The sequence below is a fragment of the Litoreibacter sp. genome, assembly GCF_058136045.1.
In genome coordinates this window covers 169,023-185,994 of sequence record NZ_JBYVDD010000006.1, presented here as the reverse complement: position 1 = coordinate 185,994, position 16,972 = coordinate 169,023, and the positions used below count along the sequence as shown (strand labels likewise).

Below are 16,972 nucleotides of genomic sequence, written 5' to 3'. Positions count from 1 at the left end.
GGGCCATGTTGTCCTAGCCTTGCTGCCCCGCGCAAATCTGCGTTACACAGGGTGCCAAAGTAGCCATATGCGAGCCCTTTTTTGACCAATTCCCCAGACCTAAACTTGGCGCAATCAACCCAAACGGGGCGGCAGTTATTCGCCCGCTTGTGGAGTGGATATTTGCGCAAGCACTGGCCGATTATGGCACTCGCCTGTGTCTTCATGTTGATAGAGGGCAGCACATTAGGCGCGCTTAGCTACATGTTGCAGCCGATGTTTGATCTTGTCTTCGTTGAGGGTCGAGAGAGCGCTATTTGGTGGGTCGGTCTTGGCATTTTTGCACTCTTTGTAACCCGTGGTGTTACCGGGATTATCCACAAAAGCCTGCTGACAAGTGTATCGTTCCGAGCTTCCACAGAGGTGCAAGTCGACTTGTTGCGCCATACCTTGACGCTCGACAATGCATTCCATTCCCGCACATCGCCTGGCGCAATGATTGAAAGAGTGCAAGGCGACGTAACTGCCATTCAAAACTTGTGGAACTTGATCCTTGTCAGCGCGGGGCGTGACATAATTTCCCTGATGTCTTTGTTAGGCGTCGCAATGTTTGTGGACTGGAAATGGACGCTTGTTGCAATTATCGGCGCACCAATTCTGGTTTTCCCTAGCTTGATTGTGCAGCGGTATGTTCGCCGGAAATCTAACTTTTTGCGCGAAGTTGCAGGTAAGCGCACGACCCGTCTAGACGAGGTTTTCCACGGCATCACCCCCATCAAACTGAATCGGATGGAAGATTATCAGGCCCAGAATTTTTCAACTCTGTCGGACATATGGGTGAAGTCAACGATTAAGACCACTGTCGGGCAAGCCACGGTTCCGGCCTTGGTAGATTTTGCTGTCGGCTTTGGGTTTTTCTGCGTTTTGATTTATGGCGGTCCCCAAATTATCGCAGGTGAAAAGACCATTGGGCAGTTCATGAGCTTCTTTACAGCTATGTCCTTGGCCTTTCAGCCTATGCGTCGGTTAGGCGGGGTGCTTGGTTACTGGGAAATGATGATTGCCAGCTTAAGTCGTATTTTTGGCTTGTTCGACATTAAACCAGCTATTGTTGGTGGCCAAATCGAAGATATTGATGTTGGGGTGCCTGCAATCCAGTTCGAGAATGTTGCTTTGTCCTATGGCGACAAGAATGTCCTAAATGGTCTCAATTTTACAGCTAAGGCGGGAACTACAACCGCTTTGGTGGGGCCATCTGGTGCAGGTAAAAGCACCGTGTTTAATGTTTTGACCCGCCTCGTCGATCCGGGTGCGGGCAAGATTACTATTGGTGGCGTGGCCATCAAAGATATGCCCCTGTCGCAATTGCGAGGTCTGTTTTCAGTCGTGTCGCAAGATGCTCTTTTGTTCGATGAAACCCTTCGGGAAAATATCCTTCTTGGTCGCACCGATGTTGACGACAAGCGGTTGCAGCAGGTGCTTGACGATGCCCATGTCAGTGACTTCTTAAAGAACCTTCCTGACGGTCTAGACACCGAAGTGGGGCCTAGAGGCAGTAATCTTTCTGGCGGTCAACGCCAGCGCGTGGCCATCGCCCGTGCCTTGTTGCGTGATACTCCCATCTTGTTATTGGATGAAGCCACCAGCGCTTTGGATGCCGAATCCGAAAAAGTCGTCCAGAAAGCGCTGGAGCGGTTGTCCAAAGGCCGAACCACACTTGTGATTGCGCATAGGTTGTCAACGGTGCGCGATGCCGACCAAATATTGGTGCTAGACCATGGCATCGTGGCTGAGACGGGCTCACATGAGCAGCTTATTGGTCGGGGCGGCATTTATGCGCGCCTGCATGAGTTGCAATTTCAAACGGGCACTCAGCCCTTTACCGGAGACATCCCTGTGGCGGCTAAAACTTCAACGCGTAGCACTGGCTCGGGTTTATGGCGCAATCTTAGCGGTAAAGAACGCAATTTAGATGATGCCGATGATCAATATCCATTCGGGCACTTCGCCCCGAATGCTGTGCAACGGATGCTTATTTCACTAGGGAAGGCGACGCCTCTAAAACGTGGTCTATTCAGGGGAGGGTGGACCTTTTTGGTGTTGGCCGCCGGTTATGGCAAGCTCGACATACACTTTCGAGAGTGCGCTTTCCGTATCCGCGGTGAAAACAACCTTATTGAATATGGGTTGCTATTAAATCCGGCCTATAATGGCGCGGATTTGGACTTCCTCATCAAAGGTGCCCCAGAGGATGCTAACTTCGTTGATCTTGGATGTAACATTGGCCTTTATGCTCAACCCATGGCCAGCTGTGCACCGTTGGGTAAAACGATAGCCATTGATGCAAATCCACTGATGGTTGACCGTCTTACGTGGAATGCAAATGCCAGTGGGCTAAGCAACCTGCAAGTCGTCCATTGCGCTGTCAGTGATCAAGAGGGGCGGGGTGATTTGCAAATTCGAAAAGATGATTTGGCTATTGTCGCGGTAGAGGAAAACCCAGATGGCGAGATGCCAGTCCGCCGTCTTGATGCGCTTTTGGCAGACCAAAATATTACGGAAATTTTCGGGTTAAAAATCGACATTGAGGGGCATGAGGACAAAGCACTGGCGCCATTCCTAGAGGCGGCATTGGAAGCGCTCCTGCCGAAACGAATTGTGATTGAGCACCCTTACCCAGATGCAGATTACCCAGGGTGTACAGCGGCATTCGCGGCGCGTGGCTATGTCTTGTCTGGCCGGACGCGGAACAATTCGCTTTATGAGCTTTCCGCCAGTTGATCATGTCGGTCTGAGAGCGCTTTGATGTGGCGGCGATACATCTGACGGGCGATTGCGGCCTTTAGTTTTTGGCTAAGGGTGCGTTTCCGTGAAACGGTACTTCCCCCAGACGCTTGGGTTAAGTCAGCAACCCCTGATGGCACCACGCAATGTGGCCGTACATTCGTTTCCCAGAAAAGTTGTAGAAAGCCGTCCACGGGGCGATCAATCTGCTCGCAGGCATCTAATAAGGCGCGAGCGGCCCCAAGGCTGACCATTTGGGCCGAGGTGCGAAGTGGCACAATTTTAGGTCGGACCAAACATGTATTGTTAGGGTGTTTGGCTACACAAACCCCGTCAGCGACAGTCCGAACTTGTAGTTGGATATATCCAAACGTCTCGATATGAGTTTCACATAGGCTTAGGGCTGCCTCAAAAGATGCGTCTTCAATAGCGACGTCATCTTCAAGAATAAGGGCAGCGGGTACGTCGTTCTCAACCATGTAGCGCCAAACACTACGGTGGCTTTCAAAGCACCCAATTTCCCCCATGGAGAGGTCAAACGGGTATGCTGGGGTAAATAATGGCTTATCTGAAACCAGGTTATCGCGAACATGGCTCTCCATTGCTGCCCCATCGCATGCAGGCCAGACCCGAGCTGGGTATGGGGACGCAGCTAGCAGTTTATCGACATTACGTTGCCGTGCCGTAGAACGCTCAAGGTGGATCACAAATGTTTCGGTCATTGAGCTGTGGCGTCCTGACAAATCTGTGAGTAGACGGAAGTTATACCATCAACTTCAGTTCTAATTCCGTATTGTTCCTGCGCCACTTCTGTCGCGCGCTTGGATATCGCATCAAGCTTTGCGCCGTCGTTTAATAGACCCTGTATTTGCGCAACGGCGCCATTTACATCCCCCAAGTCCACAACTGCGCCCGCTTGGCCCTGAGACGAAAAAGCGCGAAAATACCCCGTGTCCGTTGCAACGAAAGGAACGCCGGAGGCCATTGCCTCTAGCGGTGTCATTCCGTAGCCCTCGTATCTTGGCAACGGCACCAAAAGGCTTAATCCCCGGAGTATGCTTGGTAGCTTGTCTGGCTCTATTTCTCCGGGAAATAAAAGCCTTTTCGTTAAGCCTGCCGCCGCAGTTCGGGCCTTAAGGTCAGTTAAAAATGCATCATTTGACCCACCTGCACGCCCGATGACCAAAGCCGTAGCATCAGGGTGGTCTGGTAGAATACGGATCATTGCATCAACAAACTGATCCGTCCCCTTTTCGGGCCTGATCCGGCCTACAGTTGCAATACCAATGCGCCCAGGGTAGCCGCTTGCAGTCCAAGCAGCAGCGCGATCAAGGGCTGGGTGGAACCGTTCTGTATCCACGCCATGAGGCACAACACCTCGTACATTTGGGACGAATGTTGCTGCAACCTTTGTGGTGGCGATGACGGCATCCATGCGCGAAATCAACCATCGGGGGAAGGCTGAATGCCTGCGCTGCGCGGCAGAGGTGAACACAATTTGAATTGGTAGGCGCAGCACATCACGCGCCCAGAGCGCCGCGCGCATTTCTGTATTTCTGCGGACATGCCAAATTGAAAACGGGTGCCCCTGTGATGTATCGCGGGATAACTGGCGGGCGGTCTTTAGATCAATAGGGTCAGGGCAGCCGGGGAGTGGGTGTCCAACAAGGTGCAAATCCATCAACTTAGCCTGCGCGCGCACGACGCCGGCCGTTGTCGCAGACACACCGGTAAAGTTCCGATTGAAGTTGGTCACAAAAAGAGGTGGTACAGATTTCATTTGCTTTGACTACGCGAGCACGGTTTCACACGCAAACTGTAACATAAACTTGGGATTTGGATATGCGTGAAGCTGCGGGTTTTGAAACATGAGTGTTACTTCTGTTTTTCCTGTGCCGCTGGGGTTGGTCTTGTGATCCAAAGTGAAATTTAGACGATGAGCGCGAGATTTGTCTTAACCTCGCGAGAGTGAGGAAACTGGCGCAGGATCGTCGAAAGATAGGAACGGCCCATTAGTGTAGGGTGGCGTGAGCCAGCATTCCGGCGCATTCTCCATAGGATTACTGGCTTTTACTTCTTCAACCGGTGTGGCCACAAGAAAGGCCCAATGCGAAGAGATGTACCGGTTTCGGGGCGAGATCGCGTTCGAAGCACAGGGGTCTCGGAGCTAGTTGAGCGGCTTTCTCGAAGCACAATATAGAGCCCACTTAGAATGATAATCGTCGAGCCTGCAAGCGTTCCCCAATCGGGCACTTCATTGAAAAATAGCCCGCCATATACGGATGCCCAAAGGATTTGGCTATATTGCATCGGGGCCACGATAACGGCTTCACCCGTGTTGTAGGCCGAGATGAGAAACCTACCAGCGATCCACGCAAACACTGCGACGACTGCGATGCGTCCTAGGTCTTCAATGGGCATCGGAACGTAGACCAAAGGCAAGAGGCAGCCCATGATTATGAAATTGGCCATCATCGGGTAAAGCATGATGACAACTGTTCGTTCTTCGCGCCCGATTTTACGCACGATGACCGAGGCCAGTGCCCCACCAATCGCACAGGCTAATGCCGCCAGATGGCCTAACCCCAAATCTGTCTGCCCGGGTCTTAGCACGACTAAGACACCGCATAGGCCAACCAAAACCGCAGCCCAGCGGCGCAGGTGGACTTTTTCCCCCAAAACAGGAATAGCCAGAACTGTGATGAGCAAAGGGGATGCGAAAATAATCGCATAGACTTGCGCCAATGGCAGTACGGAAAATGCATAGAATGCAGACACCCCGGTAACCACTGCGGCGCCTGTTCGCGCCAGCATCCAATATGGGTGGCGTGGGATTAGCGTTCCGCTGGTTTGATCGCTCAGCAACCATAGTGTGGCCAGTGGAAAACTGAAAACCACTGAAAAGAAAACAATTTGTATGGGCGAGTATGACCCGCCCAACACTTTGATTATCACGTCATGGGTCGCAAAAACTCCGAACGCTACCAGAGCATAAAGTGCGCCTTTAACGTTCGGGCCCATTGGCGTTCTCCTATAGGGTCGCGTCCAGCGCCGCGAGAATGACGTCGCCCATTTCCGATGTGGAAACAGGTGTGCCATCGTCAGGGCCCATTAGGTCCGCGGTGCGTACCCCGTCGGCCAAGACCTTCTCAATAGCGCCTTCCAGACGTGTTGCCTCATCACCTTGGTCGAAAGAGTAGCGCAATGCCATAGCGAAGCTTAGAATGCAGGCAATCGGGTTGGCCTTGGATTGGCCTGTGATGTCAGGGGCGGAGCCGTGGACGGGCTCATACATCGCTTTAGGGCGACCGTTCTCGTCAGGGGCGCCAAGCGATGCGGACGGGAGCATACCAAGCGAGCCGGTTAGCATTGCCGCGCAGTCAGACAGGATGTCGCCGAACAGGTTGTCGGTCACGATCACGTCGAATTGTTTGGGCGCGCGCACCAGTTGCATCGCCCCGTTGTCGGCGTACATGTGGGATAGCTCAACGTCGGGGTATTCATTGTCGTGGACCCATTGCACCTCTTCGCGCCACAAAATGCCCGATTCCATCACGTTGGCTTTCTCCATAGAGCAAACCCGGTTGTTGCGGCGGCGCGCCAGCTCAAACGCAGAGCGCGCGACACGGCGAATTTCGTTGGTGGTGTAGCGCTGCGTATTCACGCCAACACGGCCGCCCTCGTTGTCATCTTGAATGCCGCGCGGCTCACCGAAATACACGCCTGACGTCAGTTCGCGCACGATCATGATGTCGAGACCGGACACGATTTCCTTTTTCAACGACGAGAAGTCAGCCAGCGCATCAAAGCATTGCGCGGGACGCAGGTTCGAGAACAAGTCCATCTCTTTGCGCAGGCGCAACAGGCCACGCTCTGGCTTTACCGAGAAATCCAGATCGTCATATTTCGGACCACCGACAGCACCCAGCAATACAGCGTCGACTTCCAGCGCCCGCTCCATAGTCGCGTCAGACAGGGGAACGCCGTGCTTGTCATAGGCCGCACCACCGACCAAATCCGTCTCGATATCGAAGTTCAGGTCGCGCTTGGCGCCAAACCAATCAATGATGCGTGTCACTTGTGCCATAACTTCAGGGCCAATGCCGTCGCCCGGCAAGATCAGGATGGTTGGGTTGGACATTGGGGTTCGCTCCATAAAATATAGGTCCCTAGCGGGGTATCGTGGGCGGCTTATGGGGTCAAGGTCGCTACGGACCTGCGGTGATCGGGATCGAGCTATCTTGCGACAAAATTGGTCGCAATCCATGCTCAAGCCCTTTCCAAACAGCAGCCACGCGCGGGGTGTGACGCAAAGCTTCGTGGGTCGAGAGCCAGATCTCAAGGCCGGGGACCGGGAAGTTGGGCATAACGGGAATCACTTCGGGAAAGGATTTTGCCAAGGCTTCTGACATCACGCCAATGCCCGCCCCTGCACGGATCATCTCGCAATGCACATTTTGCGAGTCGCACCGAAAGCCAAAACTTTGACGTGTCAATTGCCACCCCATCTTGGCAGCACCGCGAATAAAGCGTTCTGAGCGGTCGTAGCCCATCAAGTCATGCTCCATAAGTTCGGTGACATTTTGTGGGGTGCCGCGCCGCTCCAAGTAACCGCTGGATGCAAAGAAGCCCAATTTCAGCACGCCCAGCTTCTTTGTCACAACCTCCAATTGTGTCGGTCGATACATACGCACGGCGATATCAGCTTCGCGGAAAAGTAGATTTTCTGTTAAGTCTGTTGGGTTCAATTCAATCTGAATGTCAGGATATTCTATCCGCAATCTCGCGAGAATTGGAGGTAGAGAATACATTGCCGTAAACTCGCTTGCGGTGATGCGAACTGTCCCGCGCAGTGAATTGTCGTGCCCAGCAGCGGCGGTCGCCAGCCCTGAGGCCGCGTCTGCCATGGCCGATGCGTGTGGAAGAAGCCCTTCGCCTTCCGCAGTTAAGCTCAACCCCTTTGGTTGGCGATAAAAAAGCGCGACGCCGAGCTGTTCTTCCATCGCTTTGATTTGGCGTCCAAGCGTGGGCTGGCTAACGTTCAAACAACGCGCAGCCCCAGACAGAGACCCTTCAGCCGCAACCGCGAGGAAGGTCTGTATCAAGGTCCAGTCGAGTTTATCAATTCTATCCATTCAATTATGAATATCAGATATCCATTTTTTGGCAATTTCATTCCAATTATGAATGGGTAACCTTAGGGCATTAAAGCTCAGGAGCACCTATCTCAATGACAAAAACTGTCCTCATTCTCGGCTCGCATGGTGGGTTCGGCAGCAACGCGGCCTCTGCGTTTTCTTGGGCAAATTGGGATGTCACCTGTTTTGATCGTGCGACTGATACCCTTCCCGATGCAGCGTGGGGCGCAGATGTTATTGTTAATGCTTGGAACCCTGCCTCCTCGGACTGGGCCAAGGTTATTCCAGAGCTTACACGCCAGATAATCGACACGGCCAAAGACACCGGCGCGACCGTAATCATTCCTGGCAACATTTATGGCTATGGCGCGGGCATGCCTACCGAGTTGTATGAGACAACGCCGCACCACCCAACATGCTCGCTGGGACAGGTCCGCGAAGATATGGAACAAGCCTATCGCGACGCAGGGGTGCGCACCATTATTCTGCGTGCGGGCGATTTCATCGACACAACTGCAAGCGGCAATTGGTATGATAAAGTTATCACTGCAAAGCTGTCCAAAGGCATTGTTGAATACCCCGGCGATCTGGACGCACCCCACACATGGGCGTTCTTGCATGACCTTGCGGATGTGGCTGTTGGATTGGCCGAAAAAGCGCAAGAGCTGCCCCCATTTCTTGAGGTGAATTTTCCGGGATATACCTTAACGGCGCGCGAGCTACATCATGCTTTGGAAGAGGTCACAGAGCGGTCTCTGACCTTGCGGAAAATGGCTTGGTGGCCCTTGCAGGTTGCAAAACCATTTTGGGCCATGGCCAAGCCATTACTGGAAATGCGCTACCTTTGGGATACGCCTCACAGCATTCAATCGGCCCGTTTTGCAGAGTTGCTACCAGAGTTTGAGTCGACGCCTTTGCTTGAGGCAATTACTGCGTCATTACCAAGTGATATCAACCCAAACCGGGTGATGGCGCGATCTTCCATCCTTCGTAAGCGCCCGTTCTACAGCTGTTGCCCGAATGCCAAACCGATGTGATGGCAAAACATAATCTAGGCGCAACGCCAAGCCTGATGACCACTCCGCGGTGAATGCCCCGTTTGCGTGGATTGGCTGCGGATCTTGCAACGCTGTGTGATTTACAAGATCGAGGAGGGGCCGCTTGATCCCTTGGCCTGCCTTGGGATCAATATTAAATGTTCCCAGTAATACGTAGCGAGATTCGTCTCGGTCAGATCGCTCAAGGTACTCTTTCCAAAACCTCAGTTCAGCCGCGTTTCGCAGGCCATTTCGGTCTTCCGGACCATCAAAAACAGGTGTTGATGCGTGCGATGTCAAAACGTGCAAAAGCCCGTCAGGAAGCTGCACTGCAACATCCCATGCGCCAACTGAATGCAGGGGTAAAACGTCCAAAACTTTAGATGAGTAATAGCCGTCTTCGGGCAGCTGAGGTAGATCCATGTCTGCCCATAAAAGTTGTGAAAAGTCTTGATTTTGGTCCACTAAAATAGGGTGCCGGGACAACACCACCATGCCACCTTGCCCAGTAAATCGCCCATAGCCAAGCATGTCGCGGGGCTCGCCCAGCTTGCCATTTTTATCCAAATCAAAACCGCTGTCGATGCCAGTATTGGGACGCGCCGCAAACGCGTAAGGCATGTCATGGCCCAGTTTCTTCAACCGCTTTTGGATTAACTTCAGGGCAATGTGATCATGATCGTAGTCAACATTTTGTAAAGAAGCGATGTCTGGTGTCTGGTCTGCAATACGCTGCAAATCATCATCGGCCTTGCCCGCCATGATGTCACGAACAAGAAGCCCCGGCCCGTCACGAGATAGGCCGGAGTTATAGGTCAAAATTCGGTAAGTTTCAGCGCACGCGGGGGTCGCCGCGCTAGCCAAAAGGATTAGGCAGGCAATAACCCAGCTGCCACAGCGCGAGCGCCACGCATCCGCTTTTCGTCGATCATGTCGGCGATCCGGTTCATAGCGATACCGCGCATGAACAGGCTGGCAGGAAGGAAGGCCCATATGGAGATCATCCAAACCAAAGTTTGCGGCGACTCCATCATCGACGCATCGAACAACCCAGAGGCGGAACGCGCCACGGCTGGCGTCAAGAATGGCAGGAAAAACCCTAACGCAATGTTAAAGCGCGCATCGCGACTTAACCTGGCCACCACATCACCACCCATTGTTGGGTCGAACGTGGGCAAATTGGTCCAGAAGTTGAAGGTCTGCGTTTTGTTTGGCCAGCCCATGACCCTGAGGATGATCAAGAACACTGCCAATGTCAGCAGCGAGACCAGATAGCTAAGGCCCACGGCGGCGCGCATCAGGTTCATATGCTCTACATTGCCTTGGTCAGGAACCATCAGCAAAATCAGGCGCACGGGACTGTATGGGAAATCAATAACGTAGCCAACAAGATGGCCGACAGCCTGCACAAAGCGGGTCAGCGTGGTTGGGTCATTCATACCCCGAAAGATGATCGAGAGCAGGAACACGGTCACAAAAAGCGACAGAAACCGTACGCGGTTGAACGGTGGCGCGTTGCGAAACTCTATGAGGCAGGGATAAGTCGAGCCGTATTCAACAAGCGTGACCAGCCCCGCAAATAGCGCAACAAGCACGACCATTTGCGTCGTGTCTTGGGTCATCCCAGGAAGCAATAGTGAAGGCGTGCAGATCAACAGCACGGCAAACATTGCTCGGGCGACCGCGCCTGTTAAGCGTGATACCACTTCAATAAACCCCTCAAACCGAGCGGATCCGATACTTTGCCGAACCCTGTCCCAGTAGGATGATCCTTTGGCTTCTGCCGAAAGGTGCCTCATTCTTGCCTCATTTCTGCCTACATTCAGTAAGTCCTTCAACCATCTGATAAGACTAAGGGATTTTATTGGGAGATTCCGTGGTATTCTTGTGTCACTCAAAAAGGGGCATTAGCCCATTTAGGTGAAGCCTCTTTGTGATCCGCTATATCTGGGATGAAACATGGCAGTGCCGTGTCAAACAGGCTCACCAGACTGTGGTCGGATATTAACCTTGTTGCGCAAAATCAGGCAGTTATTTGGTCTCTGAGGGAGTGATCGCTCAACGAAAACGACCAGCCCTAAGTAATTAAGGCTGGCCGTCAGTCAGGTTGAGTTTTGGCTATACCCAAGGGCGCGCGGTTGCCGCCTTGGTTTCAAATGCCTGAACGCTGCTGATTTTTTCCATCGTTAATCCGATGTCATCAAGGCCGTTCATCAGGCAATGCTTCTTGAAGCTGTCTACCTCGAAGTTGAACACTTCGCCATCTGATGTCGTTACGGTCTGTGCTTCCAGATCAATGGACATGCGGGCGTTCGCGCCCCTCTCGGCGTCTTGCATCAATATGTCGACCTGCTCTGGCGGTAACACGATGGGCAAGATGCCGTTCTTAAAGCAGTTGTTATAGAAGATGTCGGCATAGCTAGGTGCGATGACACAGCGGATGCCGAAGTCCTTGATCGCCCAAGGGGCGTGTTCACGCGAGGAGCCGCACCCGAAGTTATCGCCAGCCACCAAAATCTCGGTCTTGCGGTATTGCGGCTTGTTCAGCACAAAGTCTGCGATTTCGTTGCGGTCGTCGTCGTAGCGCATCTCGTCAAACAGGTTTACCCCAAGGCCCGAGCGCTTGATGGTTTTAAGAAACTGCTTGGGGATGATCATGTCGGTATCAATGTTGATCAAAGGCATCGGTGCGGCAATGCCGGTGAGTGTTTCGAACTTGTCCATGGTGGTCTCCTTGCCAAGCGGGTCGCGCTCTTGTGCCAAAGCTGTCCCTTATATGCAAGGTGGTTAGCCTATATTGAACTGGCATTGAGAAGTTGTTTTCCCAGTGTGCAATGCTACCGGAGTGTCAGATAGGATTGACCCGCACGTTACATTTCGGTGCTTTGCTCGGCCTTACGCGTGTTAAAAACTTGGGGCTGGCAATCGAAAACTTGCCAGCCCCCTTCTAACTTCTAGATTTACAGCTCCGCGTCGAGCAGTTTCTTCAAGTCGTCGTAGCTCATGTTCGAATGGGTCGTGCCATTGATCACCAAGGATGGAGTGGCGCGAATTCCGTCAGCCTGCGCGTTCTTCTGGTAGAAGGCGTTCAAAGCAGTCGCCTTTTCACCATCGGTCATGCAGGCGTCCAGCGTTTCATCATCCAACCCGGCCTGCTTGCCAAATTTCTTGAGATTGGCTGCGATGGCTGTTGGCTCGCCTTGCGACCATTCGCGTTGATGTTCAAACACCAGATCAATGATGCCGAAGTAGCGCATGCCGCCGCCGCAGCGGGCCACCATGCCAGCCCACAAACCATAACGGTCAAAGTAGACCTCGCGGAAAATGAACTTCACTTTGCCGGTGTCGATGTAATCTTTTTTCAGGTCTTTCAACACATTCTCATGGAATGTTGCGCAATGTGGGCATGTGAACGAAGCATATTCAATTAAGGTGATCGGAGCATTCTCGTCGCCCATTGCCATATCAACAATGCTTGATGTGTCTACTTCTGACAGTTCTGTCGTCTGGGCATTCACTGGTGTGACCGGCGCGGGCGAATTACCCGTTAGCACAAATACGCCAAGACCGATGGCAAGAACGCCGACCACGGCGATAAGGATATTGCGGTTCATTTAATTAGAGTTCCTTCTCAGGGTTTCGTCTTTTCCGGCCAATACATTTTGGCCTAACCTCTCCAAAGCAAGGCGCAGGCCATCGCTTTCTACGTCTCGGGCCAGATCTGCGCTGGCCGAAATTACATGTGCTGGCGGGGCGGCCTTTGGCTTAGGGGCTGCTTGAAAGGCCATTTGCCCTTCGCTGAACCCTACGGGCGCTGTTTGCGTCACTCGCACGCGGCTAATTGCGGAGTAGCCATAGCAGGCGTTCACCTTGTCGCGGATTTGCGGGAGCATCTGTTGCACCAATGGGGCGCTAGACCCCGTGCACAGTACTGTCAGTGTGGCCCCGAACCCTTCGCGGTTATAGCCAACATCAATCGGGTGGGCCATGCGGGCTGTGTCTTCACCAACAATCTCGTTCCAATGGGTCAGCAAACGCATAACCGCAAAGCCGCGCTGCTCTCCGGCATGGCGAATCTGGCCCTCGACGTACCCAGACATTGCGGAAAACCCCTTCGATCCGCGCCGACGCTGGGGCGGGCGGGCCTTTGCCATGGATGCGGCATAGGGGGTTTGCTTGCGAGTCACTGGTATTCCCTTGGGTTGCCCGTGTAATCTAGCGCCTCGTAGCAGCGATGTCAGAGAAAAGCGACTTGAGGGGATAAAACTTTGCGTGAAGATGCCTCTTCCGCCGTGCTTTTGGCTTGGTATGACCGTCATGCGCGGGAAATGCCTTGGAGAATCCCGCCCGCACGGCGCTTGAACGGGGCTTTACCTGACCCTTACCGCGTTTGGTTGAGCGAGGTAATGTTACAGCAAACCACGGTTGCCGCAGTCAAAAGCTACTTTGTTAAGTTTACTACTCTTTGGCCCACGGTCACTGATCTTGCCGCTGCCAAAGATGCAGATGTCATGGCCGCATGGGCGGGGCTTGGCTACTACGCTCGTGCCCGCAACCTGCTGAAATGTGCGCGAGTGATCGCCCATGATTATGACGCCATCTTCCCCAATACGCGTGAGGAGTTGCAAGCCTTGCCGGGCATTGGCCCCTATACCTCCGCCGCGATTGCGGCGATTGCTTTTGATTTACCCGAGACTGTGCTCGATGGAAACGTGGAGCGCGTCATGGCCCGCTTGCATCTGGTTGAAACCCCGCTGCCGACGGCAAAGCCAGAGCTAATGGAGTTGGCAAAGACCCTAACATCGGCTGAGCGCCCCGGTGATTATGCGCAAGCAGTCATGGATCTGGGGGCCACGGTCTGCACGCCCAAAAGCCCCACTTGCGGCATTTGCCCATGGCACGCACCATGCAAAGCCCGCCAAAGCGGTGTTGCGCCTCAACTACCGCGAAAGCTGCCCAAAAAGGCGAAACCAACGCGCCGCGGCATTGCCTATGTTGTGCGAAATGCGCAAGGCGGGTGGCTGTTGGAGACCCGTCCCGACAAGGGCTTGCTTGGGGGGATGCTTGGCTGGCCCGGCTCGGAATGGTCGGATGTGCCTACGCCAATGCCACCGGTTCAAGCCGAGTGGCTGCCAGCCGACATGCAGGTTCGCCATACCTTCACCCACTTTCACCTGATCCTTGAGGTCATGACGGCACAACTTCCCCAAGATCAAGCCGCCTTTGGTCTCAACACAGCAACATTCGTCCCGCATTCTGACTTTCGCCCCTCCGACCTGCCGACCGTTATGCGCAAGGTTTATGACGCGGCGAAAGACCGCTTCGTGGGCAATTGAGTACCTCCGCCGAAGCGCGTAGACTTGGGGCAGATATTCAGGTTCAGAAAGATGTGCCATGACCATTATCCCTAGCAACCAAGTCTCAAAACTCAGCACGGCCCTGCCATTTTGGTTATCGCTCGCTCTCATCCCCCTTGCGCTCATTGGCGCGACACAAGGCGGCTGGTGGCTGGCATTACTGCCGCTTTATGGTTGGGGAATGTTCTCGGTTCTTGATGCAATCATCGGGTTGAACTTGGATGACGCTGATCTGGAAACCACTGACGACGAGCTGTTTTGGTATCGCGCTATCACCATGGCGTGGTTCCCGCTGCAATTTTTGCTGGTGTTCGGGATGATCGCTTACGCTACCCATGCAGGTCATTTGTCCAGTGGCGAGCGTATCGCGTTGTTCTTTGGCATCGGGGTCATTTCTGGAACTATCGGCATCAACTATTCCCACGAGCTTATGCACCAGAAAAACCGCACCGAGCGCTGGCTGGGGGATTTGCTCCTTGCCCTTGTGCTCTATTCTCATTTCCGGTCCGAGCATCTGTTGGTTCACCATCGCTATGTCGCGACCCCAAAAGACCCTGTTACCGCCCGATACAACGAGGGGTTTCACCGTTTCTTTCCTAGGGTTTTACGCGAGTGTTTTGTTTCTGCGTGGAAGGCCGAAAAAGCTATGTTGGCGCGTAAAAACCTGCCGGCCTTAGACCCGTCCAACCCATTCGCGCGCTATGCGGTTTTGCAACTGGGTATGTTGTTGCTGGCTTTCCTAATCGGCGGCTGGGCAGGCCTTGGACTGTTCATCTTCCAAGCTTATGTCGCGATTTGGCAGCTAGAGCTTGTTAATTACATTGAGCACTACGGCCTGACCCGTAAGCACTTGGGTGAGGGGAAATATGAGCACGTTCAGCCACGCCATTCGTGGAATGCCGCGCATAAGGCGTCGAACTGGCTGCTGATTAACCTGCAACGCCACTCTGATCACCACTATAAACCAGACCGTCGTTTTCCCTTGCTGCAAAACTATACCGAGGAGGAAGCGCCGCAACTGCCCTATGGGTATCCGATGATGACTATGGCGGCGATGGTGCCCCCGGTTTATCGCCGGATCATGAACCCACGCGTGCGTAAATGGCGGGCGATGTATTATCCAGAGATCACGGATTGGGCCCCTTATAAGGCTGCTACAAACCCGATGCCTCGGTAGGAAATCCGTTAAATTAAGACATCATTTACCATAGCAAGGCTAGCTGTTGCATAACTCAGTCTTGAAAAGGAAATGTTGTGAAGAAAATTTTATACGCCACCATGCTGGGCGCTTTGGCGGGCTGTGTTCCAGCAAACCCGGTTGTCTCCAGCTTCAACGGCGATAGCGTTAAAATCCAAATATCGGAATTTGTGAAACTTGATGAGGCCCGTGCGGCGACACAAATCGAAGCGGATCGTATCTGCGCCAAGCGCTCGCGCCGCGCGGAATTCGCGTCAACGCGCACTATTGCTGATTACACGTCCGAGCATCTTTATCTCTGCCTATAATAGAACCTTACAAGGCAAAGCCATTGCGCCGGGATGCCTCAACAACAGAACGCCAGTATCCTAACGCTGCATCACTTGCGCTGTCATGGGCAGGGGCCTCGGTCCCAATCATTTCCGCGCGGCGTCTCAGTGTTTCCACCTGATATGGGGACATCCCGGCCACATAAATTGACGGGGCGATTTTAGAACATCGCATGTCGCCTTGCTCCGCAGAAAAGCCAAGGTAGGGCGCAATCAGCAGTGTTCCGGGGCGCACTTGTGACATGATGCGATCCTCCATCTGACGCAGCCCATTAGGGTTTTTAATGGGGCGATAAAAGTAGATCACATCGAATTTACCGAAGTCGTCAAAGTTACGTGCGTCACTCTCAATGATGCATTCCAATGGTGCATTCAGCTTGGCCATGACTGCCGCCGCCACCTGGGCTTGAATAGGGTTGTTTTCAAGGCCCATTGAGTCACGGAAAAACGGCAAAGCTGCATAAACTTTGGTTCCACCACCACACCCTACGTCTAAAAACCGAGGTGGTGCGCTGCGCGACTGGGCAAGGCAAATCCGATAGGCCGCATGCATTAGGGCCTCAAAATGAGTGGCTGGCAGCGCAATGTCAGCATGTGCGTCCGATAATAAATTCTTCATGGCTTCAGCCGAGGGTAGGGCCAGTGTGTGCAGCGCCGAATACAAGTGGTTTACATAACGGTTGTGTGCCCCCTCCATGTATTCCGAAAGCTGCGGCATTAGGTTTTTGCCAATCGGTGACACTTGCTTATTAATCATGTCCTCAATTTCGGGCCACAACCGCAGCCGCCTGTGAGCGGCGTTATAGTTGTTTCGTTGTTCAATTTCAGTACGCCCAACACGGTATCTTGGGTCAGATAGAATGGAGCCATCTTCGCGCAATGCGGTGCGTAATTGCACACGGTAACGCGATATCGGCCTCCAGACCTTTGCAAATCCCGGCGCACTGCGATCACAAGGTGACAGGGACAAGAAATCTGCCAAATGGCGAGTTAATTGGCTCAGTTCGGCTTCGGTTCTCTCGAGATCAGACATCGGGTAAATGCTCTTATAATGCTTGTTAACTAACGAATATGCGTCACGTTAACTCTATCAAACTGGCGTGACTATAGACAGAAACTGTGAAATGCGTGAAAAAAATGCCCCGCACCT

Annotated in this window: 16 protein-coding genes; 5 read left to right on the top strand and 11 right to left on the bottom strand. The window is 53.2% G+C overall.

Going from position 1 to position 16,972, the window contains the following annotated elements:
* Positions 1–183 precede the first annotated feature (183 nt).
* Entirely contained in the window at positions 184–2,760 is a 2,577-nt protein-coding gene (locus AC3Y7R_RS09330) for an FkbM family methyltransferase (RefSeq protein WP_490042016.1), read from the top strand.
* Here the strand turns inward: AC3Y7R_RS09330 and AC3Y7R_RS09325 are convergent.
* From AC3Y7R_RS09325 to AC3Y7R_RS09305, 5 genes are all read right to left on the bottom strand, one after another.
* Entirely contained in the window at positions 2,739–3,485 is a 747-nt protein-coding gene (locus tag AC3Y7R_RS09325) for a glycosyltransferase family 25 protein (protein ID WP_490041762.1), read from the bottom strand. The genes AC3Y7R_RS09330 and AC3Y7R_RS09325 overlap by 22 nt on opposite strands.
* Positions 3,482–4,543, bottom strand: coding sequence for a glycosyltransferase family 4 protein (locus AC3Y7R_RS09320; protein WP_490041761.1), 1,062 nt, complete (start codon positions 4,541–4,543; stop codon positions 3,482–3,484). Before AC3Y7R_RS09320 ends, AC3Y7R_RS09325 begins: the two co-directional genes overlap by 4 nt.
* A 290-nt stretch (positions 4,544–4,833) precedes the next feature.
* Entirely contained in the window at positions 4,834–5,784 is a 951-nt protein-coding gene (locus tag AC3Y7R_RS09315; protein WP_490041760.1) for a DMT family transporter, read from the bottom strand.
* Between the two features lie 10 nt (positions 5,785–5,794).
* The gene (leuB, locus tag AC3Y7R_RS09310; protein ID WP_490041759.1) at positions 5,795–6,904 is read right to left on the bottom strand and encodes a 3-isopropylmalate dehydrogenase; all 1,110 of its coding nucleotides are present in this window, start codon (positions 6,902–6,904) and stop codon (positions 5,795–5,797) included.
* 67 nt (positions 6,905–6,971) lie between these two features.
* On the bottom strand, positions 6,972–7,898 hold the full coding sequence (locus tag AC3Y7R_RS09305) for a LysR family transcriptional regulator (RefSeq protein WP_490041758.1): 927 nt from the start codon (positions 7,896–7,898) through the stop codon (positions 6,972–6,974).
* A 95-nt stretch (positions 7,899–7,993) separates the two neighbouring features.
* Between AC3Y7R_RS09305 and AC3Y7R_RS09300 the strand changes: the two genes are divergently transcribed.
* On the top strand, positions 7,994–8,938 hold the full coding sequence (locus tag AC3Y7R_RS09300) for a Rossmann-fold NAD(P)-binding domain-containing protein (protein ID WP_490041757.1): 945 nt from the start codon (positions 7,994–7,996) through the stop codon (positions 8,936–8,938).
* On the opposite strand, the gene AC3Y7R_RS09295 is transcribed toward AC3Y7R_RS09300, so the two are convergent.
* From AC3Y7R_RS09295 to AC3Y7R_RS09275, 5 genes are all read right to left on the bottom strand, one after another.
* Complete coding sequence (locus AC3Y7R_RS09295; RefSeq protein ID WP_490041756.1) at positions 8,840–9,757, bottom strand: endonuclease/exonuclease/phosphatase family protein; 918 nt, start codon at positions 9,755–9,757, stop codon at positions 8,840–8,842. The two genes, AC3Y7R_RS09300 and AC3Y7R_RS09295, sit on opposite strands and share 99 nt — an antisense overlap.
* 50 nt (positions 9,758–9,807) lie before the next feature.
* Positions 9,808–10,737: a hypothetical protein gene (locus AC3Y7R_RS09290; RefSeq protein WP_490041755.1), complete on the bottom strand. Its 930-nt coding sequence runs from the start codon at positions 10,735–10,737 to the stop codon at positions 9,808–9,810.
* A gap of 319 nt (positions 10,738–11,056) precedes the next feature.
* On the bottom strand, positions 11,057–11,662 hold the full coding sequence (gene leuD, locus AC3Y7R_RS09285) for a 3-isopropylmalate dehydratase small subunit (RefSeq protein WP_490041754.1): 606 nt from the start codon (positions 11,660–11,662) through the stop codon (positions 11,057–11,059).
* 236 nt (positions 11,663–11,898) lie between these two features.
* Positions 11,899–12,552: a DsbA family protein gene (locus AC3Y7R_RS09280; RefSeq protein WP_490041753.1), complete on the bottom strand. Its 654-nt coding sequence runs from the start codon at positions 12,550–12,552 to the stop codon at positions 11,899–11,901.
* A complete protein-coding gene (locus AC3Y7R_RS09275; RefSeq protein WP_490041752.1) occupies positions 12,553–13,038 on the bottom strand; it encodes a DUF721 domain-containing protein in 486 nt (161 codons plus the stop codon). It abuts the gene before it with no gap.
* A 168-nt stretch (positions 13,039–13,206) separates the two neighbouring features.
* On the opposite strand from AC3Y7R_RS09275, the gene mutY reads away from it, so the two are divergent.
* From mutY to AC3Y7R_RS09260, 3 genes are all read left to right on the top strand, one after another.
* Positions 13,207–14,274, top strand: a complete 1,068-nt coding sequence (gene mutY, locus AC3Y7R_RS09270) for an A/G-specific adenine glycosylase (RefSeq protein WP_490041751.1) — start codon at positions 13,207–13,209, stop codon at positions 14,272–14,274.
* A 58-nt stretch (positions 14,275–14,332) separates the two neighbouring features.
* Complete coding sequence (locus tag AC3Y7R_RS09265; RefSeq protein ID WP_490041750.1) at positions 14,333–15,472, top strand: alkane 1-monooxygenase; 1,140 nt, start codon at positions 14,333–14,335, stop codon at positions 15,470–15,472.
* Between the two features lie 77 nt (positions 15,473–15,549).
* Positions 15,550–15,801, top strand: coding sequence for a hypothetical protein (locus AC3Y7R_RS09260; protein WP_490041749.1), 252 nt, complete (start codon positions 15,550–15,552; stop codon positions 15,799–15,801).
* Between the two features lie 7 nt (positions 15,802–15,808).
* Here AC3Y7R_RS09260 and AC3Y7R_RS09255 read toward each other — a convergent pair whose 3' ends face one another.
* Complete coding sequence (locus tag AC3Y7R_RS09255) at positions 15,809–16,855, bottom strand: hypothetical protein (protein ID WP_490041748.1); 1,047 nt, start codon at positions 16,853–16,855, stop codon at positions 15,809–15,811.
* Positions 16,856–16,972: the final 117 nt, after the last annotated feature.

Coding starts and splice junctions, on each gene's coding strand:
- AC3Y7R_RS09305 (WP_490041758.1), bottom strand. CDS start 7,898: ATGGATAGAATTGATAAACTCGACTGGACCTTGATACAGACCTTCCTC.
- AC3Y7R_RS09280 (WP_490041753.1), bottom strand. CDS start 12,552: ATGAACCGCAATATCCTTATCGCCGTGGTCGGCGTTCTTGCCATCGGT.
- leuD (WP_490041754.1), bottom strand. CDS start 11,662: ATGGACAAGTTCGAAACACTCACCGGCATTGCCGCACCGATGCCTTTG.
- AC3Y7R_RS09275 (WP_490041752.1), bottom strand. CDS start 13,038: ATGTCTGGGTACGTCGAGGGCCAGATTCGCCATGCCGGAGAGCAGCGC.
- AC3Y7R_RS09255 (WP_490041748.1), bottom strand. CDS start 16,855: ATGTCTGATCTCGAGAGAACCGAAGCCGAACTGAGCCAATTAACTCGC.
- AC3Y7R_RS09315 (WP_490041760.1), bottom strand. CDS start 5,784: ATGGGCCCGAACGTTAAAGGCGCACTTTATGCTCTGGTAGCGTTCGGA.
- AC3Y7R_RS09265 (WP_490041750.1), top strand. CDS start 14,333: ATGACCATTATCCCTAGCAACCAAGTCTCAAAACTCAGCACGGCCCTG.
- AC3Y7R_RS09325 (WP_490041762.1), bottom strand. CDS start 3,485: ATGACCGAAACATTTGTGATCCACCTTGAGCGTTCTACGGCACGGCAA.
- leuB (WP_490041759.1), bottom strand. CDS start 6,904: ATGTCCAACCCAACCATCCTGATCTTGCCGGGCGACGGCATTGGCCCT.
- AC3Y7R_RS09290 (WP_490041755.1), bottom strand. CDS start 10,737: ATGAGGCACCTTTCGGCAGAAGCCAAAGGATCATCCTACTGGGACAGG.
- AC3Y7R_RS09320 (WP_490041761.1), bottom strand. CDS start 4,543: ATGAAATCTGTACCACCTCTTTTTGTGACCAACTTCAATCGGAACTTT.
- AC3Y7R_RS09300 (WP_490041757.1), top strand. CDS start 7,994: ATGACAAAAACTGTCCTCATTCTCGGCTCGCATGGTGGGTTCGGCAGC.
- AC3Y7R_RS09330 (WP_490042016.1), top strand. CDS start 184: ATGGCACTCGCCTGTGTCTTCATGTTGATAGAGGGCAGCACATTAGGC.